The following is a 25787-nucleotide window of genomic DNA, read 5'->3' as shown; positions in this document are numbered from 1 at the left end:
GTGGTATCAACTTACATAACACGAATCTACGGGAAAGAAGGAATTTTGATGTCTATCGATACGATTGTGCTCTTCATTTTACTCGCCATCGCCCTGTTGATCATCCTTGTTCCACCCCTCCTCTTTTGGCACGTCTGGCGCGCCGATCGTCGCCAACAAGAACATGCGGTCCTGCGCAACTTCCCCGTCCTCGGAAAGATGCGCTATATCCTCGAAAACATGGGACCGGAACTCCGCCAATACTTATTTCTCAACAATAACGAAGGCAAACCCTTCTCTCGCAATGAATATAAGACAGCCGTCCTTTCTGGCAAATATCAAAGTCGGATTCTTAGTTTTGGCTCGGAACGTAATTTTGAAGAAGCTGGTTTTTATGTACAAAACGCCCTCTTTCCAACGAATCGACAGGAATTACGGATCGATCAATCAGAACGTGTCGATACGCACATCTATCAGATTGATCGCGATGAACTGTTTACGCGGAAAGAACATCTCGTTGCCAAGCAAATCTCACCCTATCTCTTGAAAATGGAGGATGCACCGATCATTGGTGCGACGACGTGTCGGCACCCTTATCAAATCCAAGGACTGATTGGTCAATCGGCAATGAGTTTTGGTGCACTCGGTGACCGGGCCATTACCGCTCTCTCGATCGGACTTGGTCGTGCTAAAGGAAGCTGGATGAATACCGGTGAAGGCGGGCTATCCGACTTTCATCTCAAAGGTGATGTCGACATCATCTGTCAGATTGGTCCCGGGCTGTTCGGCGTCCGGACGGAGGACGGCGACTTTTCGTTCGACGAGTTTCAGAAAAAAAGTGAGTTACCACAAGTCAAAGCCTTCGAACTCAAACTTGCCCAAGGGGCTAAAACGCGTGGTGGACATTTAGAAGGCGCAAAGGTCACGGAAGAGATTGCTGCTGTCCGGAAAGTCAAAGTCGGTGTTGGCATCGATAGTCCGAATCGCTTTAACGAATTCACGACACCAGAGACGATGCTCGACTGGGTCGAACGTCTCCGTGAGATCGGCGGCAAACCGGTCGGGATTAAAGTCGTCGTCGGTAATCTCGAAGACATGCGGCAGTTGATTGCTTATATGGAAGAATCCGGTCGTCATCCAGACTTTATGACGGTCGACGGTGGCGAAGGAGGGACAGGCGCGACGTTCCAAGAACTTGCGGATGCTGCCGGCCTACCACTCTTTTCCGCTTTACCGTTCGTTCATCAACTTTTGACAGAAGCCGGTTTACGCGACAAGGTCAAAGTGTTCGCATCCGGTAAGCTGATCAGTGCTGATAAGATTGCGATCGCTCTCGCCCTCGGCGCTGACTTCGTCAACATCGCGCGTGGTTTAATGTTTAATGTCGGCTGTATTCAAGCCCAAGTTTGTCATACGAATCACTGTCCGGTCGGCGTTGCGACGACTGATCCGAAACTGCAGAAGGCGCTGATCATCGACGAAAAAAGTTTCCGCGTGACGAACTACATCATCTCGTTACGAGAAGGACTCTACAATCTGACGGCGGCAGCAGGACTCGTCTCACCGACGGAACTTCGCCCGGAGCACGTCATCTACAAGGATGAAGCCGGACACCTGATTCCGGGTCCTGACTGGATGAAGCAGCATATGGTACACCAATCTCTTTCCTCACGGTAACAAATAGCACTCACTTGCACTTTTTAACGAGAGCGCTTAAAGTGTATAGTTGATGAAATTCTTTAAACACACATGTGCATTACCTTAAGGAAAGGGTTTAATATACTATGAAAAAGAACTTTTGGCAGGACTTACCACGACCATTTTTCGTCTTAGCACCGATGGAAGACGTCACTGACGTTGTCTTCCGCCACGTCGTCGCAAAAGCGGCGCGTCCGGACGTGTTCTTCACGGAATTCACGAATACAGAAAGCTATTGTCATCCGAAAGGCAAACAGAGCGTCCGCGGACGTCTCGAGTTCACGGAGGATGAACAACCAATGGTCGCTCACATTTGGGGCGACAAACCGGAATATTTCCGCGAAATGAGTATCGGTATGGCAGAGATGGGCTTTAGCGGGATCGACATCAACATGGGCTGTCCCGTCCATAACGTTGCTGTTAATGGAAAAGGCTCTGGCTTGATCAATCGTCCGGAAGTGGCGGCTGAACTGATCCAAGCGGCAAAAGCAGGCGGTCTCCCAGTCAGCGTCAAAACGCGTCTCGGGTACACGAAGGTCGAAGAGTGGCATGATTGGTTGCGCCACATCCTCGAACAAGATATCGCGAACCTCTCGATTCACCTCCGGACACGTAAAGAGATGAGCGCCGTTCCAGCGCACTTCGAATTGATTCCGGAAATCAAGAAGTTACGCGATGAGATCGCACCACAGACGTTACTGACGATCAACGGGGATATCAACGATCGCCAACACGGGCTTGAACTCGTCGAGAAATATGGTGTCGACGGTGTCATGATCGGTCGCGGGATCTTCCACAACCCGTTCGCGTTCGAAGTCGAGAAAAAAGAACATTCGAGCCAAGAACTCCTTGATTTGTTACGTCTGCAGCTCGATCTGCACGATCATTACTCGGCTCAATTCGAGCCCCGTCTCTTCAAACCATTACGCCGGTTCTTCAAGATTTACGTCCGCGGATTCCGCGGTGCGAGTGAACTTCGGGTCAAATTGATGGAGACGAACTCAACGGACGAAGTCCGTGCTTTACTCGACGCCTTCGTTGAAGAAGAAGGCATTCACGAGGTCAACTCGTTTTCAATCTAACAGCAAAGCACGCCTCCTCGGCTTGAGGAAGCGTGCTTTTTCGTGTCACCAGCGTTCGACGGTTTGCCGCGTATCTGCACACCATTGTTCAAAATCAGACTGATGCGTCAGCGATAGGAAACGTCGTTTGCCGAGTCGCCGATCGAGACGCGCGATGCCGCGGATGAAAGGATGTGGATGAATGAGCGCTTGTTCAAACGCAAGATTCGGATACTCTAACAAATCTTGTTGCATCTCATAGTTCTCTAGATACCCGTCTTGTTTGACTTGTCGTTCGATCCCAGCCGATAACGCATGCGACTGTTCCAACCAGTCGGACTGCCATAACGCTCCGTCAGGTTTTTCCGGTAACTGTGCAGCCCGTAACGCGTAACGCCGATCGACTTCCCGTTCGAAGCGAAAATCGTCTGCTCCAAAAATCTCTTCTCCGTCAAACGTCACCCAGACACGACTGGGGTTATCTTGAATCCGGTAGACAGTTGCGCGAAAAGCGATTCGTCCTTGTAACGACGGGGCAAGCAGTTGCTCGACTCGCTTTCTGATGATGGAAAACTGCAAGCGATCCGTCCTTTCCGTCCGGCTAATGTGATTAGCCGTTCTTCATATGAAACGATTCCGCAAGCGTGAACGTCAACTCTTTTAACTCGAGACCACCGAGTGCAAAGTAGAGTTTTAAATAGTTATGTGGGTTGAAGACGAAGACATCCTTCGTCTGACTGACCCACTCACCGTTCGTCCCATTGAAGGTGAACGTCGCGACCAGCATGTTATTCGCAAACAGTGTCACCGGCATTTGCGCCAGTTCGCCGGCGTTCGAACGTGCCGTCAACGTGACCTGATACATCCCTGTCTCTTCTGCTGTGACAGCGAAGACATGACTGCTGCCCGTCGTCGTCGTGACGTCCGTTAACGGGAAGGCATCTCCACTGACGAGGCGCTGGTGCGAGACCTCTTGCTCTTCGAGTACCTCTTCTTCGACCGGTGCCCCGAGGACCTTGACGGGTGACGCCGTTCCCATCACACGATCCATGACCGGTGACTGCAGTAGGAACTGACAGATGTTCGCGGCACTGCGCAGTAACTCGGAACGTCGAAGTGTCCCGTCAGCAAGAGCCGTCAGCGTATCATCCTCGAACGGATTCATTCCTGGTTCGCCGACGACCATATAGAGATCGTTTTGCGAACGGACCATCGTTGCCGTTTGCTGACGGTTTGCTTCCAAACCTTCCGCATTGATTTTCGCCCACCAGTCCGTCATGACGATTCCGTCAAAGCCCCATTCATCACGTAGGATGCGCGTGTTCTGATCATATAAGCCGGCAGTCCAGATGCCATTGACGGCACCATACGTCGTCATGATCGAGTATGCTTTTCCGTCTTTGACTGCCATCTCGAACCCTTTCAGGTACAACTCACGTAACGCCCGTTCTGACACGATCGAATCCAGATCATGCCGGTGGAACTCTTGGTTGTTGGCACTAAAGTGCTTCAACGTTCCTGTCACACCCACACGGTGCATCCCGTCGAGTTGTGCCACTGCCATTTTTCCAGTCAGATACGAATCCTCCGAGAAATACTCGAAGTTTCGTCCGTTGAGTGGATGACGATGGAGATTCATCCCGGGTCCAAGCAATGTATCAATCTCGTTTTTCCGTAACTCAAGACCGGTCATCTCAAATAGATCGGCAATCAACGTCGTATTAAACGTCGAAGCCAGCAACGTTCCGTTCGGTAACGAGAAGGCTTTCGTTCCGATGTCCATCCGGATTCCGGACGGACCATCCGCGCAACATCCTGCTGGAATACCGAGCGCTTCGAGTTCTGTCGTCACGCCACCGAAGGCGCCCGCCGTTCCCGGAGTGACACGCGGTGAGTTCATCCCTTCCCCCCGAACGATTGCCGCGAGATCCGCATCCGTTAATTGATCGAGGAACGTCTCGAGCGTGACACGTTCTTCTTTGACGTCGCGTAACTTCCAACCGGCATCTTCTGCCTGTGTCCGTTCAACGGGACGCTCCTGTTGACGACGCTGTTCCGGATCGATCGTCCGCAGTGGTGTCGCTTCATATGTCACCGTATATCCCGTTTCGGTCGCTTGCGGTTTGATACGTTCAAACGCCGTCACCGGTGCCATGTTTTCCGTTAAGACGTCCGTGACGTCAAGCGTCTCAACGGAATGGCTTGCGACTGGAACCGCCGACCGGACGTCCGTCCCGAGATAGAGCTGATACGCGCCAGGTTCAATGACATAAGACGACTTATGCCCGGTAACGCCACTATCGTCATAACTCGCAAACGAGGCGAACGGTACGACGAGTGTGAGAGATTCTTGCTCGCCCGGTGCGAGTTCTTTTGTCTTTCCGAACGTCACGAGTTGACGCGTTGGGTTACCGAGTTGTCCTTGTGGTTTCTCAAGGTATCCTTGTATGACTTCCTTCCCGCTCGTCTGCCCGGTATTCGTCACTGTCGCTGTAATCGTCCAGGCATCAGCTGACGTCGTCACATCTGTCGCAAGGTTGAACGACGTATACGATAATCCGTAGCCGAACGGATACAAGACCGCTTCCGGTGCGAACGTCTCAAAATAACGGTACCCGACATAGATGTCTTCCTGATACAACGAACGATCAGCGTGACCGAAGTGGGGTGTTGACGGATAATCATCGAGTGAACGGACAATCGTATCCGGTAGTTTCCCGGATGGCGAGATGCGTCCAAGCAAAAGATCACTCAGCCCGGTGCCACCTTCCATCCCCCCTTGCCACGCGTAGAGGACAGCACTTGGCGCCGTCTCTTCGACCCAGCGCATATCGATGATGTTCCCGACGTTCAAGACGACGACGGTTTGTTTAAAGTGTGTCGTCACGAGACGGAGCATCTCCTGTTCCGTCTCCGTTAAAAAATAACTTCCTGGATCCGCTGTATTATCGCGATCTTCCCCAGCCGTACGACCGATCATGATCAAGGCAACATCGGAATCAAGCGCTGCTTGCTGAACGAGCGTCGCGTCAAGCGGCATCTCTTCTTGCGACCATGGCTCGGCTGCCCAGCCTTCACCTTGGTCAAACGGATGGTCTTCAAGCCATGTTTCGTACGCCTTGAGGACGTCCGTATTCAGTGTCACGTCTTCGCGCAACATGTCGAGTGGACTAACGAGGTTCGTGACGTTGACCATCCCGCCTGATCCTGTGCCACTTTTATAGTAGTTGAACTGGTTACGTCCAAAGACAGCGACCGTCGATGCAGGTTGCAACGGGAGCACACCATCATTGTGTAAGAGGACCGCCCCTTCCGCGACGGTTTGTCGTGCGAGTTTTGTATAGGCTTGCCAATCGAGCGTGTATGTCATGCGTCATCCACCTTTGTTAGTTAGTTTGAGAAAAAAGTCGTTTTAAGTCCTTCGCGATTTCGTCTAAGCTGTCTTCGGCTTGCGGATACAGACCGAGTTTATCAAGAAAGGCATGTTCCATCCCGCGGTAGTGGAGATAACGGGTCTTGACGCCGGCGCGCGCGAGCTTTTTCGCATACGCTTCCCCTTCAAGACGTAAGTAATCAAACTCCCCTGTAATGACGATTGCCTCTGGTAAATCGGTGAGCGTCGCGAACAACGGCGAGATCCGTGGATCCTTCGAATCACTTGCTTGGACATACCATTGCTCGAGAACACCTTCTTCATCTTGTAGCGACAAAATGATCCGTTCAAGTAACTCCGGTTCTGTTTGTCGGTCATACGCTTCAAGCGTCCAGTCATATTCCGAATTCGGATGTTCACCGACATTGACGACCGGATAATACAAGACTTGATAGCGGATATACGGCGTCGGGCGCTCGCGGTCGAGCAAACAACAGACCGTCGCCAAGTTCCCACCGGCACTATCACCGGCGACAGCGATCGCACCTGGATCAATCCCAAGTCGATCAGCGTGTTCGACTGCCCAATCGATCGCTGCATGACAATCTTCAAGCCCTGTCGGAAACGGATGCTCTGGCGCCAATCGATAACCGACCGACAAGACGGCGACGTTCCCTTTATCGGCTAATGCCTTACAGGGGTTCTCGACCGTCTCGAGCGTGCCACCGAAAAAACCACCGCCATGGAAATAGACGACGAGCGGGAGCGGACGCGCCGCTTCCGGACGATACAGCCGTGCTTCGATCGTGGTACCGGGTCTTGGGATCGCGAGGACGTCCGTTGAAATCTGCCGTGTCGACACGTCTTCGTTGTCCCACCCCATGCCGGCACGTGCCAGTTCGACTGGCGACGCCCCTTCTGGAATCGAGACCGATGGACGCTGCGTGAGGACGACCTCACGGACACGCGGATCGAGTGTCCCTGGAGTCGAGACGTCGGGAATCGGCTTATCGACGATTTCGAGTCCGTCTTGATGGATGGATGAACGATTTCGTAACGTTCGCAGTAAATCTTGCATCGAGGCGGTAGACAAATGGATCGCTTCCTTTCTGGTTAAACTGTTATCGAAAGCGCTTTCGATAACTGCTAAAAAAATTTCGAATGTCTCTTTTCCAAAAAAGAGACCGCTTACATCACAATATACCTGTCTTTGACAGGAGAAGCAAATATTTCACCTAAAAAAATCAGCGCAGTCGCCTGCGCTGATCCTCATCGTAATTGTTCTTGTGAAACGATCGTAAAGCCATCGATGACCGTGTCTTCCTCGACCTCGATCAACAAGCAGCGTTTCCCTTGATAGTTGACTTGTTTGACGTACTTCAAGTCTTGCGGACTGATCGCGATGTTTGCGACCTTCGTATTGATTTTAATCGATTTCGCTTCATAGTTCGGGACGATGTTACTCGCCTTCATCTCGTACGTCGGATCGTCAACGACCGTCTTGAACGCCCGTTCGACCTGCTCCGTGCTGACGTCTTCGACACCGCTTGCCTTGAGGACACGTTCGACTTCCTGAACGTCGAGCATTGGCACTTCTTCCTCATCTTGATCCTCTTCGACGACGATCAACTGATTGATGTTTTCATAGACACCGGCTAACGTCTTCGTATCCATCGATTCACCAACGACCGATTTGACGATTTCCTCGAAGATCGCTTTATCCTCATCTGCCGTAACGATCGGTTGACCGTTCAAGACGTTTTCAAGGAAGCCGAAATCTGGTTTATTCGGCTTACCTGCCGCATACAAGACATGATTGACGTCTGCCGCATTGTCGGTGAAGGTCGGGAAGAGGAATCCACCGATCGGCGACGCTAGTTTGATGACCGGATTGATGAATAAGTTCGACTTGAATTCGCGTTCGACAAAATCAAAGACGAGTGATTGTTTCGGTAACTCCGTCAAGTTAAGGCTACCGAGGATGAACGGCGTCGTATAGACGTCGTCATTCGGATCGATCTCTGTCTCATCCGCTTGGCGCTTCGTCGTTTTATAGTATTGTCCGCGAATGAACGTGACGACGAGATCATTCTCGTACTGGACGTCCTGAACCATCTTCAACGCCATCGTCTGCATCTGTTCGACCCAGTCCTCCGGCTCTTCCGCATACAGTCCTTCATAAAGAAGCTGTTGCGTATGACCCGTCTCCCCTTCTTCTGGATGCGTGAACTTGACCTCGAACAGCTTGACGTCGAGTTTTCCACCTAGTACCTTCTTGAAGTTCGCAAGGAACAGCTCCTGTTGCTCCGGATCAAGCAACGGAAACGGTCGGGCTTCCTCATGATAGATTTCGCTCGTCTCTTTTCGGATATAGACGTTGTAGATTTCATGGATTTTTAGTAAATCGGCATCCATCTTGAAGTGACGACGGATGTCGGCGATGTCTTTTTTATTCATGATACCAGCTCCTCGAATCATTAAAATCCTACTTCCTGAAAAGCGTACCATATGCGAGATGACCCGACATCTTTTAGAAAATCAATACGCGCGGAATGAATAAGCACGTGTGACGGGATTAACGATCTCATATTCATATTCTTGATGGGCAGCGCGAGCTTGCGCGATGCAATTTTCTAGTTCTTTTGTGTTGAAATAACGTTGTGCTTCCGTCAACGTGCCACTTACGACTAAAAATACGCCGAACACGATCAACCATCCTCTAATTCGTTCGTTCATTATGTAGTCTCCTTTCTTCTCCACCTAAATCCTAACATCAGACCCTTCTATATAATGACAAAAGTTTAATTTTAATAACATTTACACGATATTCATTTTTTCCTAAATGAGTGCTGCCATACTAAAAATTGTGAAGGGTGTCTTCACATCATCTCGTCTCATACATAGGAGGAATGACACGTGTTCAAAGCCATCAAGTCCATCGTCATCACTACGCTCGTCTGCCTGACCGCTTTCCAATTCGATACGACGTCTGTTTCCGCGTTACCATCGGGCATCTCATCGAAAGCGACGGCCCAGTCTCAACTCGATGCCTTAACGGTTAAAACAGAAGGCAGCATGACCGGTTATTCACGTGATTTGTTCCCGCACTGGAGCAGTCAAGGAAGCGGCTGTGACACACGACAAGTCGTCTTAAAACGTGACGCCGATTCATATGTCGGATCGTGCCCCGTTACATCCGGTTCTTGGTATAGTTACTATGACGGACTGACATTCACGAATCCATCTGACCTCGACATCGATCACGTCGTACCGCTTGCCGAAGCATGGCGCTCAGGAGCAAGCAGCTGGACGACGACGACACGTCAAGCATTCGCAAACGATTTGACAGGTCCGCAATTGATCGCTGTCTCCGCAAGCTCGAACCGTTCAAAAGGGGACCAGGATCCGTCGACATGGAAGCCGACACGGGCAGGTGCGAGCTGTGCTTACTCAAAAATGTGGATCAATACGAAGAGCCGCTGGAACCTCAGCTTACAGTCGAGTGAAAAAACAGCCTTACAAACGATGTTGAACACATGTACATACTAAAAAGGAGTCGATTCGATGGAAACGAAAACCTCTACCTTTACCGCCACGCATGGCGTGATGACGCAAGAAGTCGGTGTCATCAGCGGTGAACTCGAACTCCGGACGACCTGTCAGGAGGATGGAACGTTGGAACTGAAGATTGCTTATGTCGGAGCGATAGACGTCTATACGTTACCCGGAAGTTATCGTGTCCATGACGTTCGGGATCATGACGTCATCCATCAGATGCTCGTCAATGTACTAGAGCGAACATAATGAAAAACAGACGCTGTCCAAGTTAGTGGGCGGCGTCTGTTTTCGTTTTGCATATTCAAAATCAGATTGTCATTATTTACTAAATCGTATGCACTTATCTGACTACTTATCCGGTATAGTGAAAACAACATCATTATTCTTTCGGGAGGCATAAGTCATGCGAAACGTTTTGATTCCAACTGGCGTCATTTTAAGTGGTGCAGGTCTATACATGGCATTAGAGGGTCACGTGCCTGCATTACTCGTTACGGGCATCATCATGCTATTTGGTTGTGGTATCGGTATCATCACGAAAGCAAAGTCAGAGTAATCCATAAATCTAGTTAGGAGGACAACTATGATTCAACAGTTCATCAAGGAACAGCAGTCACACTCCATTATTGGAGGTTTTATCGCCAAGTCTGCCGACCCGATCCTAGCCCACGTCAATCCATCGCGTTTACAAGAAAAAGACCTCGTGGTATTGATTCAAGCTGATCAATCGATTATTGTCTCTTTCACTAATTCACAAGATCAATCAGATTGGACGCCACTATCACGAGAGCAGATTCATCGATCAAAAAGTATACTCGCACCTAAGACATACTATTTCAAAATTAAGCATGAGGAATATGCCGGAAACTATTTGATTTCACCAGATTTGATTGTGAACGATCAATTCAAGAGCGAAAAGGATTATTTAGAAGTTCTAACATCAACAACGAATGGATAACTTATAGCTGTTTTATGAAGACGATTTCGTCTTTAATCGGAATTCCCTTTTCATTGTATAACGGGATTTCCGGTTTTATTTTGCGTGCAAGGCCCACGGCATTTGGAATCACCTGCGATACTGTGTATCCCCGATGTTGATAGAAACGTATCGCACGTTCATTGTCGTTTGTCGTAACGAGTGTCAGCAAGTTGCATTGTTGCTGTGTTGCCTTTTCTTCTACCATTTGCATCAATTGTGAACCGATTCCTTTATTTTCTTCAAGACTATCCAGTGAAATGATTTCGCACGTCTGTGAAGTAATATGATAGGTGATTAGTCCAATGATTTCATAATCATCATTCGTAACATAAAATCCATCCAACAGACTGCAATCATGAACACCTGTTGACGTTACCATTTGTGAACTGCCCCAGTGCACAGTAAAAAAGTCTTTAATCTGACTACGTGTTTTCTGTTCTATAATCTGAATAACCATTATGTATACCTTTCATTTATATTTATTATGTTAATTGTGATATAAGGGTTAATCTTATTATTTAAAAAAGACCACCTCGAGTATCAGTTACTACACTTAAGGCGGTCATCTAAATACTGTTTATTTATGATAAGGCTCATTCCGATTAATCCGGTATGCCCGATAAATCTGTTCACAGAGGATCATCTTCATCAACTGATGCGGGAATGTCATCTTCGAAAACGAGATTGTATCGTTCGCCCGCTGCATCACTTCTGGTGCAAGACCAAGCGATCCACCGATGACGAAGGCAATCTTGCTCTTGCCATATGTCGCGAGTTGATCGAGTTCTTTTGCAAACTGTTCACTTGTCCGTTGTTTTCCTTCGATAGCAAGTGCAAGGACATGAACGTCCGGTCCAATTTTCGCTAAAATCCGTTCGCCCTCTTTTTTCTTTACTTGCGCCATCTCCGCTTCACTCAACTGCTCCGGTGCCTTTTCGTCCGCGACCTCGATTTCTTGGATCGAACAGTAGGCGCCAAGACGCTTCGTATATTCGGCGATGCCTTGCTTCAAATACTTCTCTTTTAGCTTTCCGACCGTAATGATGGTAATTTGCATCTTTTTTCTCGCTTTCTGACAGAAAATTCAGGAGTTATCCACAGAGTTATCCACAAATCCACATGTTGATATTTATTTTTTGCTTGACACAAGATATGTTGCCGGTGCCTCGCAGTATTCACACGTGATGTTTTTTTCTGGATTTAGCTGATCGAGAATCGGGTATTGTTCTGTTTCATCTACGATTTCGTCAAGTGCGAGCTCGACATGTTCTAAACAAACGTACTTATCCACAGGTGGTCTCCTCCTTTCACTTATCCACATTTATCCGATTCCAGTATAACAAATATCGACCTTCCTGACCGAAAAAGGCGCAGGTTTCTTCACTCAAAAAAACCATCCACAGGTCGGACCTGTGGATGGTTTTTCAAGTGATGCCTTACTGAACGGTTGGTGACTGAGCCGACAACTTCACATCTGCTGTCTGTTTTTCACCGCCTCGGTAGAACGTGACTTTGACTGTTTCACCGACTTTTGCATCCCGGTACAGTACACTTTTTAAATCGGCGAACGATGCAATTGCTTTTCCGTTGATCTCAACGATGACATCGTTTGCCTTCATTCCCGCTTTTTCGGCTCCGCTGTTACGTGTCAGACCGACGACGACGATTCCTTTCGTGACATCATCCGGTAATTTCAGACGATCTTCGCGATATCCGCTTGGGAATTCCTGCACGTCACGAATCTGAATCCCGAGCTGTGGACGAACGACTTCACCGTTTTGCTCGAGGTCACGCATGATTGGTAACGCTTCGTTGATCGGAATCGCAAATCCGACTCCTTCGACACTTGCTTCTGCAATCTTCATCGAGTTGATTCCGATTAATTGACCGGCTGTGTTGATGAGCGCTCCACCGGAGTTCCCCGGGTTGATTGCTGCATCGGTTTGAATGACTTCTGTATTAAAGTCTTGCTGTCCATCCTTATTCGTATCAACTGGAACCGTCCGTTCCTGCGCACTGATGACACCGCGCGTGACGGAGTTCGCGAAGATTCCGAGTGGGTTCCCGATCGCAAGCACCGTTTCACCGGCACGTAACGTATCCGAATCCCCCAGTTTTGCGACTTGTGTCACTTTCGATGAATCAATCGACAGGACCGCTAAATCGTACGTCGGATCTTCGCCGAGGACTTTTGCCTCGAGTGCTGTTCCGTCAGATAACGTGACAGACAGGCGGCTCGCCCCTTCAACGACATGGTAGTTCGTGACGACATACGCTTTATTCCCGTCTTTTTTATAGATGACGCCGGACCCTGAACCCGTTTCCTGATCGGTTCCTTGAAACGAGCTCTGAAGGTTCGTCACGCTCACGACGGCTTCCTTCGTCTTACCGACCGCACCGACGATGTCGGCTTCATCCTCTGTCGTCTGTGTCGCGGTCTGTTCCGTTGCCGTCGACGAAACCGGAGTCGGACTCGTCATCTCATCACGGACGAACGGCCACGCGATGAGGGCAATCAACAAAGCTCCGACGATTCCGCCGATCAGACCGACGAAAAAGGCTTTTCCGGCACCGCGACGACGCGGCGGTTCTGGTTGTTCTTCATATGGTTCACGATAAGGGCTGACCGGTTCGCTCGTTGCCGGCTGACGGGGCGGGAAGCCGCTCTCATCGGATGACTGTTCGTATCGTTCGGATTCGTTCCGTGGTTCTTCGGGTCGATCCATCGACATACGCCTCCTTTATGACTCTCTTTACACAAGTATACCCCCATCACGTGGCAAGTGAGCCAAATGTGGGGGTCTTTTGAGCATATTCAGTAATTTCCCATAATCAAAGCTTCAGGAGCGGCGTCGGAATGACCGGATCCGTGTCGAGAAGCTGAATCTTACTCAGATCGACATCACGGCTCGCGAGCGTCTGGGAGACACTCATCCGGGCGAGTTCCTTCATGTTGTTGTCCTTGCTCAAGTGGGCCATGTGGATGCGTTTCGTCCGGTCATCAAGGACCTCACTCATCGCGATCGCAGCGTCTTCGTTCGAGACGTGTCCGTAGTCGCCAAGGATCCGCCGTTTGACGCTCCATGGATAATGTCCCATCTGAAGCATACCGATATCATGGTTCGCTTCGAAGATATAGGCATCAGCGCCCCGAATGACACCTTTCATCCGGTCCGAGACGTATCCGGTATCCGTGATGTGTGCCAACCGTTTTCCTTCATGAGCGAACTGGAAGAACATCGGATCCGCTGCATCATGACTGACGTTGAATGATTCGACTTCGATGTCACCGAACTGCTTGATCTCTCCGACTTCCCAGAGGAACTTCAGCGCCGGGTCGATCTTACCAATCTTCGCTTCCATCGCCGCCCACGTCTTTTCATTGGCATAGAGCGGGATATTGTACTTGCGTGCCATGATGCCGACGCCTTTGATATGGTCGGAGTGCTCATGGGTGACGAACAGACCGTCGATACCCTGCGGCGACCGGTCGATCTGGTCGAACAAGGCGAGCATCGCCTTGCCGGTCAGTCCCGCGTCGACGAGCAAACGAGTCTGTTCACTTTCGATATAGAGGGCGTTCCCCGTCGAGCCACTGGCCATGACGCTGTAGTGTAGGCTCATCGTGCATTCCTCATTTCTCTGAGACTGTATCCAATCGTTCGACGGTCTGGACACCGCCGTCAATCGCATTGACGAAGTAGACTTCCTCGTTGTCGAGCTCGATTTGCCACGTCGGCGGCAGGATTTGAACGGATTCCGTGCCTTCCGTGACGAGACAGAAATATCCGAGCTTATGACTCGTCAACCGTTTCGATGCCGGGAACAAACCTTGCTCCGACAACTGGACGATCGCTTCACTTGCCGATAACAACGTCACGTCCTGTGCTTGCCGGACGACCTTGTTCAAGTGGCGTTGTTTGTAGCTGACGATTTCCTTCGCATCGTTGAGTTGCAAGACGAGCAGGGACGGTCCGATCATCGCATCGTCCTCACGCGACTGCTGTGGTGTCGAATAGAGCGGCTGTCCCTTATACGTCTGAACGAATGTCATCTCCTGATACTTACTATCATACTTCCAAAATGTATATTCGGCACCATACCGAACGGACGCTTGAACGAACGATGAAGCGGAATCCCGCATCGTCTTCGTTTCGAGTCGATACGGTTTCGTCAACCGGACCGACCACTCGACATCATTCTTGACGGAGGCGACTGCATCCTGAATCGGTGAACTTGCAAGTGGCGCCAGCGTCCGCGCATCGACTTCGGCCGTCAAATAACCAATGTCACGCGTGACCGGTTGCAGTTTCTTCTCGTCGATGTGACGATCCTTCAAGATCGATTTCCCGGTCGCACTTGTCGCAACGATCCGCGGCTCGACCATCCGGTCCATCAATTGAATGGCGAGGTAGACGTTCAGGATCAAAAAGGTCAGCATCAATAAGGTCTTCGCTTTACTCCAGTCCATTCGTCCTCACCCCTCATTCCCGACAGCTTGATTGATCGATTGCCAAACCCCATCGACCTTGATGAACCACGTCGGCTCAAAGACAGCGTAGCGGCTCGTTGAAATTTTATACGTCATCTCATATCCGACCCGGATCCCACTGATTTCTTTTAAGAGATCGGCGCGTCTTAAACGTTCAAGAACCGTTTCAACAGCCGGCACCGTCTCTTCCCGAAGGATCAACTTCCGCTTCGCTCGAAGCATGCTGCGGCTGAGCGACCGGACTTGATTTTCTTCATACATGATCTTCAGTGTCGCGAGATCGAACTTCGTCTGTTCGAGCAACGGACCGCTCTCCCCGAACACCGGATACCGGTTCAAGTACAACCGGAACGTCGCCGTCTGTTCCTCGCCCTTCTTACTCATCTGATCGAAGTAATAGCGGAAACCACTCCGTTGTGTCTCTTGATCAAGCCAGCCTCCATGAATGTTGACGTAGCTGACGAGCGTGCTGTAATCAACGGTCGAGCTTTGGGTGTTCGGCGATAACGTGTTGAAGCGATAGACATTGTAGTTTCGGTCGTACGTCGAGACGCTGACGCCATCCGTCAAGACGTCGAGATCATCGCGACTCTTGATTTGCTGGACGTTCGAATTTTCGGCAAAGAAGGCACTCCGGATGCGATCGAGTGGTTGCGGCGATTGCCCGACCTCGTCATAGACGAAGACTTGTTCCAGCCGTGTCGTACCACTCGCGACATACGTATAATCGCCCCCTTTGAGTTCGACGCGCGTCATCGGTTTTTTCTTATCGTACGCGAACAGTCGTTTCAGAACCGTCTCATCGCCGACGAGTTTAAAGTCCTTTAGGCGCCCCGTCGCCGACTCAAGACGGAGAATCGGACCATCGTAATCGAGGAGATAGAGCCGTTTGATCGGTTCTGAGAACGCGATCTGTTTTTCTCCGAGTAACTCCTCAAGCATCGTTGCGCTGATCGGTGTCGGAAAAATCATCTCGACGCTCCGCTCGCCGACCGGGATGTTCTTTGCTTTATCCGTCAGGACAAGGACCCCGATATTGAACGATGCACCGATCCGGTTGAGGAAGGTCCGCCCGATGATTTGCGTTTGGTACGTCCCTTCCTGATCCGAATAGACAAGTAATTCCGGATTAATCAGCTGGTTGCTTTCAATCGTCTTTGAGGCATCGATCTCGTTGAACGAGACTTGTTCCCGCTCGATCGATTCACTGCTTGGATGATAGGTCCAGAGCATCGCTGTCTGAGCGATCGAACCGGCGACGAGCAGGACGAGTAACAGCGAACTCCAGTGTTGTTTCTTCATCCGGCATCCACCTCTTCGATCACCTCATACGGAAGCGTGAAGTAAATCGTCGTACCGCGTCCCCATTCGCTTTCTGCCCAGATGTCGCCACCGTGAGCCGAAACGACATCTTTCGCGATCGACAGACCAAGACCGGTGCCGCCGATTTTACGGGCACGGGCTTTATCGACACGATAGAAGCGTTCGAAGATTTTTTGGAGATTCGCTTTCGGGATTCCGACACCTTCATCCTTGATGCTGATGACGATCCGTTTTGCCCGGAGCATCGTCCGGACGGTTATTGTCCCGCCTTCCGGTGAGTACTTGATCGCGTTCGTCAGGATGTTATCTGCGACCTGAATCAATTTATCCTGATCCCCACGGATATAGACTTTCCGCTTCATGATCTTACGACGGAAACGAATCCGTTCCGGCTTCGTCATGTCATGGCGATCGAGAATCTCATTCAAGAACTGAATGTAATCGAAGCGGACTTTGTTCATCTTATATTCCTTACTGTCCATCTTCGACAGTTGTAAGAGATCGGTGACGAGGCGGATCATTCGCTCGGTCTCATTTTGTGTCGTCTCAAGGAAACGCGGTGCGAGTTCCTCGTCCTGATAGGCACCTTCTGCCAAGGCTTCGAGGTAGCTGCGCATCGTCGTCAGTGGTGTCCGGAGCTCGTGACTGACGTTCGCGACGAATTCACGTCGATCCTGTTCGACCTGCTCCTGTTCCGTGACGTCATGTAGGACGACGATCATCCCGGTAATCGGTCCACTGTGTTTCTTGACGGGCGAGAAGAATGCCCGGACGAGGAACAGTTCGTCCTCACTACTGAAATCGAGCAGACGCGGTGGCATCGTGCCGTCTTCCGGAATCATGAAATCGTCACCGAGTGCCAGTAGGTCCTTCAAGTTCGTTCCGACGACGCTCGCATCGTCAGCGCCGACGATATCCTTCGCTTGATCATTCATCAAAATGACGCGCAGCGTCCGGTCCGTCGCAATCACGCCGTCGGTCATGTTCTCGAGGACACTCGTCAACTTCCGCCGTTCGGCTTCCGTCGTCGCGTTCGCTTCGAGCAGCTCATCCGTCAATTCATTGAACGAACGAGCAAGTTGCCCGATCTCATCATCCGAATAGACCTTAACCTTCCGCGAGAAGTTCCCGCGTCGCATCTCGATCGCTTGACGCCGCATATCCGAAATCGGACGCGTGATCGTCCGCGACAGCAAGACTCCGAGAATCGACGTGATGACGAGGGCGATGACTGTTCCGGTCGCCAAAATCCGCGTGACCTGTTGCATCTGCGAATAGATCGACTCCATCGAGGCACGGACATAAATCATCCCGGTCGTCACACCGTCTCGTTCCGAGGTGACGGGTACGGCAAAGATCCGGATCTTATCTTCTGATTCCGGATCGAGTACGGTGTCCGTCCGGGTCGAGCTCGTTGCCTGCGCTTTTTTAATCAGTGAATTCGTCGCCCGTTGACCGACCGCCGACTGGTTCTCGTCATCCGATGTCGCTTGGATGATCGAGTCCTGATCGATAATCTGGACTTCGAGGATGTCGTTCCTTGAGGTGGAGCCATTACTAAACTCAGACAGCAGTTGCCCTAATGATTGGGACAACTGCCGTTTGGAGGCTTCATCATCGCCTGTTTTATCGAATTCCTTCCCGACGTTATAGGCGACAAGACCTGCCCGGTCCTCGACCGACTTCGAGAAGTTCGTAATGTACTGCTTTTCAAGGGAACGAACGAAGTAGACACCAATGACCTGCATCGCCACTAAAATCAATAAGGCATAGATGACGACAAGCTTCCATTGGATGGATTTAAAGAAGTTCGTTCCTTTTAACATCGTTATTCATTCTCCCCGTCTTGGAGATAGTAGCCGACCCCACGACGCGTCATGATATAGACCGGCGTACTTGGGTTATCTTCGACTTTTTCACGAAGACGGCGCACTGTCACGTCGACTGTCCGGACGTCACCAAAGTAGTCATAGCCCCAGACCGTCTGCAACAAATGCTCACGCGTCATGACTTGACCAATGTTTTTCGCGAGGTAATGCAACAATTCGAACTCACGTTGCGTCAGCTCGATCTTTTGATCCTTACGCGTCACTGTATGTGAATTCGTATCGATATACAGTTCTCCGACTTTGAGTGGACCTGGTCCAACCGGTTGTGGTGTAGCTTCCGGACTCGTATTGCGCAAGTGGACTTTAACGCGGGCGAGTAACTCACGTGAGCTGAATGGCTTCGTCACGTAATCGTTCGCACCAAGCTCAAGACCAAGTACCGTATCAATTTCAGAATCCTTTGCTGTCAGCATGATGATTGGAATCTTCGACGTCTTCCGGACTTCCCGGCAGACCTCCATCCCGTCCATCAACGGGAGCATGATATCAAGTAACATCAAATCCGGTTTGAACTCCTCGAATTTTTCTAATGCCTCCACGCCGTCGTTTGCGATCGCGACCTGGTAGCCTTCTTTTTCTAATTTAAACTTGAGTATATCTGCAATCGGTAACTCGTCATCGACGACTAGAATTTTACGTTCCGTCACTGGGTGTGCCCCCTTAAAAATTTCTATTCAATCTATTTTACCTGTTTTTTCGGCATATAGAAAGGTGGCGACGGAAACTCCCGGCGCCACTCGCTCTACTGTTCGTCGTCTCACAGGAGAGGTTCCACGTGAAACACTGTATTCAGTATACCTGTTTTTGCTTCCGTTTGTGAACCATTTCGCACAAAAAACAGCCTCTTGCAGGAGGCAAGAGGCTATTGAGACTTATGCTTCTTCGTAGAGATCACGCAAGACGACGGTCTGTTCACGACCCGGTCCGACCGAGAACGTGACGAGCGAGATACCTGTCAGATCCGCGATCCGCTTGACGTAGTTCTGTGCGTTCAACGGTAGATCTTCAAAGCGACGGACACCTGTGATGTCCTCTTTCCAGCCTGGAAGCTCTTCGTAAACTGGGACACATGCTTCAAGATCACGGAAGCTTGCTGGGTACTCATCGATCTGTTTACCATTGAATTCGTACGATGTACAGATCTTCAACGTTTCGAGTCCTGTCAGAACGTCGATCGAGTTGAGCGAAAGATCCGTCAACCCACTTGTACGGCGCGAGTGGCGAACGACGACAGAGTCGAACCAACCAACACGACGCGGACGTCCTGTCGTCGTCCCGTATTCACGACCGACTTCACGGATTTGATGACCGATATCATCAAACAATTCCGTTGGGAACGGACCGTCACCGACACGTGACGTGTACGCTTTACAAACACCGACGACATGGTCAATTCGGGCTGGACCGACACCAACACCTGATGCAACACCGCCAGCTGATGCGTTCGATGATGTAACGAACGGATACGTTCCATGGTCAAGGTCGAGTAAGACACCTTGTGCGCCTTCAAACAACACTTTTTCACCGTGATCAAGGCTATCGTTGACGACGACGGATGTATCACAGACATATTTCGCGAACCCTTGTCCATATGCATAGTACTCTTCGAAGATATCGTCGAACGCGATTGGTTCAGCGTCATACATCTTCGTGAACATGCGGTTCTTTTGGTCGAGAACGATCTTTAACTTCTCAGCAAACGTTTCTTTGTCGAGTAAGTCTGCCATCCGGATTCCGATTCGTGCGGCTTTATCCATGTAGCACGGTCCGATTCCTTTTAGCGTCGTTCCGACTTTTGCGTCGCCCTTCGCTTCTTCTTCTAACTGATCCTGCAACTGATGATACGGCAAGATGACATGCGCCCGATTCGAAATTAACAAGTTATCCGTTGAAACACCACGATCGTGCAGATACTTCAATTCCTTGACGAGTGATTTCGGGTTGACGACAAGACCGTTCCCGATGACACATTTCTTATCCGAGTAAAAAATACCTGATGGGATCAAGTGCAATTTGTACGTCTCGTTATTGAATACGATCGTATGTCCTGCATTGTCTCCACCTTGATAACGTGCAACGACGTCAGCTTGTTTTGAAAGAAAATCGGTGATTTTCCCTTTTCCTTCGTCGCCCCACTGTGTTCCGACTACTACTACTGATGACATCTTATCATCCACCTCCACGTACGATTCAAAACCACGACTAAGTGTAACGCGATAAAAAAAAGAAGTCAACCAAATACCGAACAATTAATTGTTACAATTCTCTTTCGTTCGTTTAATTATCGTTTTTAGTGAATAAACTGAGAATCTTTAGGTGAAAATAAAAAAAAGCTACGTTTTGCCTCCGATTCATCGAGGGCAAGACGCAGCTTGGATTAAGCAGGTGGCGCGTACGAGTTGCTTGGCTCGAGATCCACGAACTTGTTGAATTCTTTTCGGAAGGCGAGCTTGACGGTACCGGTTGGACCATTCCGCTGTTTCGCGATGATGATCTCAATCGTATTCGCATCTTCCGTTTCTTTATTGTAGTAATCATCACGGTACAAGAAGGCGACGATATCGGCATCTTGCTCGATCGCTCCCGATTCCCGGATATCCGACATCATCGGTCGCTTATCTTGACGACTCTCCACCCCACGCGAGAGCTGCGATAAGGCGATGACGGGGACTTCAAGTTCACGCGCGAGTGATTTCAAGGAACGGGAAATTTCCGAAACCTCTTGTTGACGGTTGTCGCTAGAGCGACCATTCCCTTGAATCAACTGCAAGTAATCGATCATGATCATCCCAAGACCATGCTCCTGCTTCAAACGACGGCATTTCGCCCGGATATCATTGACCCGAATACCTGGTGTATCGTCGATGTAGATACCGGCTTGAGACAAGTTACTCATCGCAAGCGATAACTTCCCCCAGTCCTCTTCTTCGAGTTGACCCGTCCGCAGACGCTGCGCGTCGACGTTTCCTTCGGCACAGAGCATCCGCATGACGAGCTGTTCGGCACCCATCTCAAGACTGAAGATGGCGACGTTCTCGTCAGCGCGTGTCGCGACGTTTTGCGAGATGTTCAAGGCGAACGCGGTCTTCCCGACCGACGGACGTGCTGCGACGATGATTAAATCGTTGCGCTGGAAGCCGGCCGTCATCTTATCGAGATCCTGGAAACCGGTCGGAATCCCCGTCGTCTCGCCGCTTTGCTTATGCAATTTATCAATCGTTGCATAGGCACTCGTCAAGACGTCCGAGATCGGGATGAAGCTCGCGCTTCCTTTTCCTTGTGATACTTCGAGAATCTTCCGTTCTGCCTCGTTCAGCAGGACATCGACCTCATTTTGCCGTTCGTATCCATCAGTGACGATCTCGCCTGCCGTCCGAATGAGACGCCGGAGCGTCGACTTCTGGTCAACGACGTTGACGTAATAATTGATGTTGGCTGCAGTTGGTACCCCTTCTGCCAGTTCCGCTAGATAGGGTAGACCACCAATCTCATCTAGAATCCCGAGCGTACTGAGCTCGGCTGTCACCGTAACGAGGTCGATCGCTTCGCCTCGGTCGGACAGTACGAGCATCGCTTCAAAGATCCGTTGGTGAGAGGCACGGTAAAAGTCCTGCGGTAACAGACGTTCCGATGCACTGATCAAACGATCCGCATCAATCATGATCGCCCCTAGGACGGCTTGTTCTGCCTCGATGCTTTGGGGAGGCATATTTTGCATGACTTCACTCATCACCGGTCCCCTTTTCTACTCACGCCTCTTTGACCTGAACGTTCAGTGTCGCTGTCACTTCGTTGTGTAACTTCAATGGTACCTTCGTAAAGCCAAGTGCCTTGATCGGGTGCTCGAGCTCGATTTTGCGTTTATCGATCTTGTAACCCATGCTTTTAAGTGCTTCTGCGATCTGTTTACTTGTGACTGATCCGAAGACACGACCGCCTTCACCGGCTTTCGTCGAGACGACGATCGTCTCTTTTTCGATTTTTTCTTTTAACGCTTGCGCATCAAGCAAGTTCTGTTTCGCTTCTTCTGCTGCTTTACGTTCGTGTGCTTCATGTTGCTTCAAGTTGCCAGTCGTCGCAGGGCGCGCCAACTTTTTCTTGAAGAGTACGTTATTTGCATAAGCATCGGCCACGTCTTTGACGTCTCCTGCTTTCCCTTGTCCTTTTACATCCTGTAAGAAAATAACCTTCATTCTGATTCCTCTCCTTTTGTCTCATCTTCTAAATATTGATCGATTGCTTTACGCAACGCATCCGCCACGGTGACGACTGATTCTGACATCTGTGTCGCCGCGTTCGTCAAGTGACCGCCGCCACCGAGCGTCTCCATGATCAACTGAACGTTGACATCCCCAAGCGAACGGGCGCTAATCGCCGTTCGTCCGTCTTGAAGTTCCGCGATGACGAAAGCGGCGCGAATGCCTCGAAGCGATAACAATTGATCGGCTGCTTGCGCGATCAACACTTGATCGTGAATGACGCCTGGCTCTGCTGTCGCAATCGCCATCCCTTCCGTATAGACTTCGGATCGCTCGAGGATATGTGACTGCTCGACGTACGTCTCAAGATCCTGACTGAGAAACTCTTGTACGAGCACTGTGTCAGCACCTTGTGAGCGTAAATAGGATGCAGCATCGAACGTCCGAGAACCGGTCCGCAGGGCAAAGCCTTTCGTATCGACGATGATCCCAGCGAGTAACGCCGTCGCTTCAAGCATCGCCAGTTTCTGATTCGTCGGTTGGTACTCGATCAGCTCGGTGACGAGCTCTGATGTCGAAGAAGCATACGGCTCAAGATACACGAGAACCGCATCTTCGATGAAATCTTCGCCCCGACGATGATGATCAATCACGACCATATGCTCGAATCGGTCAAGTAATGCCGGTACGACGACAAGTGACGGTTTGTGTGTATCGACGACGACGAGTAACGTCTGATCGTCGATCAATTGATCAGCTTGAAACGCATTGACGAATCGTGTCTCGAGTTGTGGTACTTCGGCAATCTCATCCATCATCCGGCGAATCCCGCGTCCGATTTCTTCCGGTGGTAAGACGATATGTGCTTCCTTATCGTTCATTTCCGCAAGCTTCAAAATGCCAATTGCTGATCCGAGTGCATCCATGTCTGGATTTTTGTGACCCATGATCAGGACACGGCTCGATTCCTGCATTAAGTCACGAAGCGAGTTAGCGATGACCCGGGCCCGGACGCGCGTCCGTTTTTCCGTCGGATTCGTCTTGCCGCCGTAAAAGCGGACCTTCCCGTCCCGCTTGATGACGACTTGGTCGCCTCCTCGTCCCAGCGCAAGATCGAGACTCGACTGAGCCATCTGACCAAGCGCCGGAATCGGGTCACTTCCGCAACCAATTCCGATGGATAACGTCAACTGGACGCCGCGTTGACTCGTCTCTTCCCGAACCGTATCCAGAATCGTAAACTTCGATCGTTCGAGAATCCGTAGATTCTCTTCTGTCGTAACGATGAAATACCGATCGGACGCGGTCCGCTTGATATACGTCCCGTGTTCCGCTGCCCAGTGATTCAACAACTGCGTGACCCGGCTGTTCAGTTCACTGCGTAACTGATCCTCGATGCCTTGTGTCATCTCATCGTAGTTATCGAGATAGATGACACCGATGACCGTCTGATTATCGACGAGTTGTTGTTCAACTTGTGCTTCTTCCGTCATATCGAACAGGTAAAAGGTCCGGTTCTCATGATTCGAAAAGACACGATACACGGCATCGCCGATTTCAAGCGTCGCTTGATCCTCATTCGTCGCGACCATTTCGATGAATAAGGGATCGAGCTCATTGAGCGTCTGTCCCATTGCTACATCATCAAAGATATCCCGCATCGGATCATTGAACCAGGTGACAAGCGTTTCCTCATCGTATAACAAAATCCCGATTGGCATGTTCGTCAACGCATCTTGTCCTGTCTCCTCGACTTGCATCGAGATTCCGGCGACGTACGTCTCCCATGCCCTGCGTGCACGACGTTCTTCAAATAGGTGCAATCCGAAGAGGAGGGCAGTCACGACGGCTCCGATGGCAGAGATGACCGGTTCGCGGACAGCGACGACGAGAAGCAGACCGACGATTAATAGATACGGAATGAAGCGAACGATACGTCGTTCGCGTTCCGGTGATACTTGTTGACCTGACTCCATCGTGTCCTCCTTATATGCTCTATAGGGTTAATTAAAATTTTTAGTAACTTGTTTATTATAACCGAAAAGCAGGAGGGGATGAAAGAGAAGCGAAAAAAAGCACCATCCTCACGCTTGAGGATGGTGCTACGAAATCAGTCAGCCACGTATGGAATTAAAGCCATTTGACGTGCGCGTTTGATTGCGATTGTAAGTGGACGTTGGTATTTCGCTGAAGTACCAGTCACACGACGTGGAAGAATCTTACCGCGTTCCGAAATGAAACGTTTGAGAAGTTCTACGTCTTTATAATCGATATGAGTGATGTGGTTCGACGTGAAGTAACATACTTTACGACGACGTTTTCCACCTGGACGACGTGCCATGTGATTAACCTCCTTTTTAACTTGGATTTTTCAGGACGATTTCCTTAGAACGGGAGATCGTCGTCTGAAAGGTCGATCGAACTACCGCCGCTGAACGGATCAGCGCCGAAGCCCGAATTCGATGAAGCGGGTGCTGGCGAGGAAGAGTTGTTCTGCTGTTGCTGTGAACCCCATCCTGCAGCATTCCCGTTTCCACCAGTTGATGAAGCGTAGCCTTCGCTACCATCCGAAGAACGGCTCGCGTTACGTGACTCAAGGAAGCGGACGCTATCAGCGACGACTTCCGCACGGTAACGGCGTTGCCCTTCTTTATCGTCGTAGCTGCTAATCTGGAGGCGACCCTCTACACCAGCAAGACTACCTTTCTTCAAATACTGAGCAACGTTCTCTGCTTGCTTGCGCCAAACGACGCAATCGATGAAATCAGCTTCTCGCTTCCCATCTTGCCCTGTGAAAGGACGGTCACATGCGAGTGTGAATCGCGTTACCGCAATCCCGCTCTGCGTATAACGCATTTCCGGGTCACGAGTTAACCGACCGACTAAAACGACGCGGTTAATCATCAGAATCACTCTCCTGTTTCAGCTTATTTCTCGTCTTTTGTGATCATTAAGCGAACGATATCGTCACTGATCTTCATGAGACGGTCAAGTTCTTTTGTAGCTGCTGGTTCAGCAGTCACGTTAAGAAGAACGTAGAACCCTTCACGCATATCATTGATTTCGTAAGCGAAACGACGTTTACCCATTTCAGTTGTTTTATCAACTGTACCACCGTTATCAGTGAGGACTTTGTTAAAACGCTCCACTGTTGCTTTGCGTGTTTCCTCATCAAGTTCCGGACGGATGATGTAAAGTACTTCGTATTTACGCATATCTGTCACCTCCTCTTGGAC

At 50.2% G+C, this 25787-nt stretch carries 27 protein-coding genes; 6 read left to right on the top strand and 21 right to left on the bottom strand.

Annotation, left to right across the window (positions count from 1 at the left end):
- The first annotated feature begins 48 nt into the window (after positions 1-48).
- Complete coding sequence (locus BW42_RS12635; RefSeq protein ID WP_035411765.1) at positions 49-1656, top strand: FMN-binding glutamate synthase family protein; 1608 nt, start codon at positions 49-51, stop codon at positions 1654-1656.
- A 107-nt stretch (positions 1657-1763) separates the two neighbouring features.
- Positions 1764-2759 (top strand): tRNA-dihydrouridine synthase, encoded by a 996-nt coding sequence (locus BW42_RS12630; RefSeq protein WP_029343007.1) that lies wholly within the window; start codon positions 1764-1766, stop codon positions 2757-2759.
- A gap of 45 nt (positions 2760-2804) precedes the next feature.
- Here the strand turns inward: BW42_RS12630 and BW42_RS12625 are convergent, their stop codons facing one another.
- The 5 genes from BW42_RS12625 to BW42_RS12605 form a co-directional block, all read right to left on the bottom strand.
- A complete protein-coding gene (locus BW42_RS12625; RefSeq protein ID WP_035411764.1) occupies positions 2805-3317 on the bottom strand; it encodes a hypothetical protein in 513 nt (170 codons plus the stop codon).
- Positions 3318-3348: 31 nt separating this feature from the next.
- Entirely contained in the window at positions 3349-6108 is a 2760-nt protein-coding gene (locus BW42_RS12620) for a glycoside hydrolase family 3 C-terminal domain-containing protein (protein WP_035411763.1), read from the bottom strand.
- A gap of 16 nt (positions 6109-6124) precedes the next feature.
- On the bottom strand, positions 6125-7204 hold the full coding sequence (locus tag BW42_RS12615; protein ID WP_231496916.1) for an alpha/beta hydrolase: 1080 nt from the start codon (positions 7202-7204) through the stop codon (positions 6125-6127).
- 176 nt (positions 7205-7380) lie between these two features.
- Positions 7381-8568: a DUF4317 domain-containing protein gene (locus tag BW42_RS12610; protein ID WP_035395462.1), complete on the bottom strand. Its 1188-nt coding sequence runs from the start codon at positions 8566-8568 to the stop codon at positions 7381-7383.
- Positions 8569-8649: 81 nt separating this feature from the next.
- A complete protein-coding gene (locus tag BW42_RS12605) occupies positions 8650-8847 on the bottom strand; it encodes a hypothetical protein (protein ID WP_035411761.1) in 198 nt (65 codons plus the stop codon).
- Positions 8848-9039: 192 nt separating this feature from the next.
- Here BW42_RS12605 and BW42_RS12600 point away from each other — a divergent pair, with 192 nt between their 5' ends.
- The 4 genes from BW42_RS12600 to BW42_RS12590 all read left to right on the top strand — a co-directional run bounded on the left by BW42_RS12600 (position 9040) and on the right by BW42_RS12590 (position 10627).
- On the top strand, positions 9040-9660 hold the full coding sequence (locus BW42_RS12600; protein ID WP_369792036.1) for an HNH endonuclease family protein: 621 nt from the start codon (positions 9040-9042) through the stop codon (positions 9658-9660).
- Positions 9661-9675: 15 nt separating this feature from the next.
- On the top strand, positions 9676-9915 hold the full coding sequence (locus tag BW42_RS12595) for a hypothetical protein (RefSeq protein ID WP_023469834.1): 240 nt from the start codon (positions 9676-9678) through the stop codon (positions 9913-9915).
- A gap of 157 nt (positions 9916-10072) precedes the next feature.
- Entirely contained in the window at positions 10073-10225 is a 153-nt protein-coding gene (locus BW42_RS16340) for a hypothetical protein (RefSeq protein ID WP_155960200.1), read from the top strand.
- 27 nt (positions 10226-10252) lie between these two features.
- Complete coding sequence (locus BW42_RS12590) at positions 10253-10627, top strand: hypothetical protein (protein ID WP_035411757.1); 375 nt, start codon at positions 10253-10255, stop codon at positions 10625-10627.
- 1 nt (position 10628) lies between these two features.
- Here BW42_RS12590 and BW42_RS12585 read toward each other — a convergent pair whose 3' ends face one another.
- The 16 genes from BW42_RS12585 to rpsF all read right to left on the bottom strand — a co-directional run bounded on the left by BW42_RS12585 (position 10629) and on the right by rpsF (position 25766).
- Positions 10629-11027, bottom strand: a complete 399-nt coding sequence (locus tag BW42_RS12585) for a GNAT family N-acetyltransferase (RefSeq protein WP_369792035.1) — start codon at positions 11025-11027, stop codon at positions 10629-10631.
- 198 nt (positions 11028-11225) lie between these two features.
- Positions 11226-11705 carry a 23S rRNA (pseudouridine(1915)-N(3))-methyltransferase RlmH gene (rlmH, locus tag BW42_RS12580; protein ID WP_023469837.1) on the bottom strand — a complete coding sequence of 160 codons (480 nt, stop codon included), beginning with the start codon at positions 11703-11705 and terminating at the stop codon, positions 11226-11228.
- A 72-nt stretch (positions 11706-11777) separates the two neighbouring features.
- Positions 11778-11939 carry a CxxH/CxxC protein gene (locus BW42_RS16200; RefSeq protein WP_069201504.1) on the bottom strand — a complete coding sequence of 54 codons (162 nt, stop codon included), beginning with the start codon at positions 11937-11939 and terminating at the stop codon, positions 11778-11780.
- Between the two features lie 145 nt (positions 11940-12084).
- Entirely contained in the window at positions 12085-13374 is a 1290-nt protein-coding gene (locus BW42_RS12575) for a S1C family serine protease (protein ID WP_035411753.1), read from the bottom strand.
- Between the two features lie 106 nt (positions 13375-13480).
- Positions 13481-14272, bottom strand: a complete 792-nt coding sequence (locus BW42_RS12570) for an MBL fold metallo-hydrolase (RefSeq protein ID WP_035411751.1) — start codon at positions 14270-14272, stop codon at positions 13481-13483.
- Positions 14273-14282: 10 nt separating this feature from the next.
- Entirely contained in the window at positions 14283-15119 is an 837-nt protein-coding gene (locus tag BW42_RS12565) for a two-component system regulatory protein YycI (protein WP_035411749.1), read from the bottom strand.
- A gap of 6 nt (positions 15120-15125) precedes the next feature.
- On the bottom strand, positions 15126-16442 hold the full coding sequence (gene yycH, locus BW42_RS12560; protein WP_035411747.1) for a two-component system activity regulator YycH: 1317 nt from the start codon (positions 16440-16442) through the stop codon (positions 15126-15128).
- Positions 16439-18289, bottom strand: coding sequence for a cell wall metabolism sensor histidine kinase WalK (gene walK / locus BW42_RS12555; protein WP_035411745.1), 1851 nt, complete (start codon positions 18287-18289; stop codon positions 16439-16441). Before walK ends, yycH begins: the two co-directional genes overlap by 4 nt.
- 2 nt (positions 18290-18291) lie before the next feature.
- The gene (gene yycF / locus BW42_RS12550; RefSeq protein ID WP_023469844.1) at positions 18292-18999 is read right to left on the bottom strand and encodes a response regulator YycF; all 708 of its coding nucleotides are present in this window, start codon (positions 18997-18999) and stop codon (positions 18292-18294) included.
- A 225-nt stretch (positions 19000-19224) separates the two neighbouring features.
- Complete coding sequence (locus tag BW42_RS12545; RefSeq protein WP_035411743.1) at positions 19225-20517, bottom strand: adenylosuccinate synthase; 1293 nt, start codon at positions 20515-20517, stop codon at positions 19225-19227.
- Between the two features lie 212 nt (positions 20518-20729).
- On the bottom strand, positions 20730-22082 hold the full coding sequence (dnaB, locus tag BW42_RS12540; RefSeq protein ID WP_023469846.1) for a replicative DNA helicase: 1353 nt from the start codon (positions 22080-22082) through the stop codon (positions 20730-20732).
- Positions 22083-22101: 19 nt separating this feature from the next.
- The gene (gene rplI, locus BW42_RS12535) at positions 22102-22545 is read right to left on the bottom strand and encodes a 50S ribosomal protein L9 (protein WP_023469847.1); all 444 of its coding nucleotides are present in this window, start codon (positions 22543-22545) and stop codon (positions 22102-22104) included.
- Positions 22542-24527 (bottom strand): DHH family phosphoesterase, encoded by a 1986-nt coding sequence (locus BW42_RS12530; RefSeq protein WP_035411741.1) that lies wholly within the window; start codon positions 24525-24527, stop codon positions 22542-22544. The genes rplI and BW42_RS12530 overlap by 4 nt, the downstream gene beginning before the upstream one ends.
- Positions 24528-24661: 134 nt before the next feature.
- On the bottom strand, positions 24662-24892 hold the full coding sequence (gene rpsR / locus BW42_RS12525; protein ID WP_023469849.1) for a 30S ribosomal protein S18: 231 nt from the start codon (positions 24890-24892) through the stop codon (positions 24662-24664).
- Positions 24893-24936: 44 nt separating this feature from the next.
- Complete coding sequence (gene ssb, locus BW42_RS12520; RefSeq protein WP_023469850.1) at positions 24937-25455, bottom strand: single-stranded DNA-binding protein; 519 nt, start codon at positions 25453-25455, stop codon at positions 24937-24939.
- Between the two features lie 23 nt (positions 25456-25478).
- Positions 25479-25766 (bottom strand): 30S ribosomal protein S6, encoded by a 288-nt coding sequence (rpsF, locus tag BW42_RS12515; protein WP_035411738.1) that lies wholly within the window; start codon positions 25764-25766, stop codon positions 25479-25481.
- Positions 25767-25787 lie beyond the last annotated feature (21 nt).

Source organism: Exiguobacterium sp. RIT341, from assembly GCF_000632205.1.
In the GTDB taxonomy this organism is placed as follows: Bacteria; Bacillota; Bacilli; order Exiguobacteriales; family Exiguobacteriaceae; genus Exiguobacterium_A.
The sequence above is the reverse complement of the archived record's forward strand: the minus strand, read 5'-3'. Positions and strand labels throughout refer to the sequence as shown.